1 protein-coding gene is annotated in these 1374 nt (G+C 68.6%); it reads left to right on the top strand.

Annotated features, from left to right (window positions below; all coding sequences use genetic code 11):
- On the top strand, positions 1-1374 hold a 1374-nt coding region (locus tag CIT25_RS01800), incomplete at both ends, for a condensation domain-containing protein (protein WP_245329738.1).

Below are 1374 nucleotides of genomic sequence, written 5' to 3'. Positions count from 1 at the left end.
CGCCTATGCGCGCCGCAGCTATGAGGCGCCGCGCGGCGCGGTCGAGACGGCGCTGGCGCAGATCTGGGCGGAGCTTCTCGGTGTCGAGCGGGTCGGGCGCCACGACCACTTCTTCGAGCTCGGCGGCCACTCGCTGCTGGCCGTGCAGCTGATGGAGCGGCTGCGGCAGCTGTCGCTTGGGGTGGAGGTGCGCACCCTGTTCGCCAGGCCGGTGCTGGCCGATCTTGCCGCAAGCCTTGGCAGCCATCACGAGGTCGCGGTGCCTGCCAACCTGATCACCGAACAGAGCACGGCGATTACGCCGCAGATGCTGCCGCTCATCGAGCTGGCCCAGCCGGAGATCGACCGGATCGTCGCCACGGTGCCCGGTGGTGTCGGCAACATCCAGGACATTTATGGCCTGTCGCCGCTGCAGGACGGCATCCTGTTCCATCATCTTTTGGCGACGAAGGGGGATCCCTACCTGCTGGTGTCGCAGATGGCGTTTGCCGATCGCGGCCTGTTGGAGCGCTATCTTGGCGCGGTTCAGCAGGTGGTGGACCGGCACGACACCCTGCGCACGGCCTTTGTCTGGGAGGGGCTGTCGAGCCCGGCCCAGGTGGTGTGGCGTCGTGCGCCGCTGGAGGTGAGCGAGGTCGAGCTGGATGCCTGTGACGGTTCCGGCGCCGATGAGCTCAGGCGCCGGTTTGATCCGCTGCGGCATCGCATCGATGTTGGCCGGGCGCCCTTGTTGCAGTTTGTGATCGCGCGCGAGCCCGGCAGCACACGCTGGCTGCTGCTGGAGCTGCAGCATCATCTGATCGGCGATCACACGACGCTGGAAGTGATGCATGCCGAGGTGCGGGCCGTGCTCGAGGGACGCGGGCATGAGCTGCCAGCACCGCAGCCGTTCCGCAATCTGGTGGCGCAGGCGCGGCTGGATGTCGATGCCAAGGCGCATGAGCAGTTCTTCCGGACGATGCTGGCCGACATCGATGAGCCGACCACGCCGTTCGGCTTAAGCGAGGTCTACGGCGACGGCGGCGGCGTCGGCGAGGCGCATCGGATGCTGCCGCAGGCGCTCAATGATCGGCTGCGGGAACAGGCGAGGCGGCTTGGGGTGAGCCTGGCGAGCCTTTGCCATCTGGCCTGGGGTCAGGTGGTGGCGCGCAGCAGCGGCCGAGAGCAGGTGGTGTTCGGCACGGTGCTGTTCGGCCGCATGCAGGCGGGCGCGGGCGCCGACCGCACGATGGGCCTGTTCATCAACACCCTGCCTGTGCGGCTTGACCTGGACGGGACCGGGGTCGCGGCGAGCGTGCGGACCACGCATGCGAGGCTTTCCGAGCTGCTGGCGCACGAGCATGCCTCGCTGGCGCTGGCGCAACGCTGCAGCGG

The sequence above is a fragment of the Mesorhizobium mediterraneum genome (assembly GCF_002284565.1).
GTDB classification, from domain to species: Bacteria; Pseudomonadota; Alphaproteobacteria; order Rhizobiales; family Rhizobiaceae; genus Mesorhizobium; species Mesorhizobium mediterraneum.
Note: the sequence above shows the minus strand (reverse complement) of the source record. Positions and strands in the feature narration are given on the sequence as shown.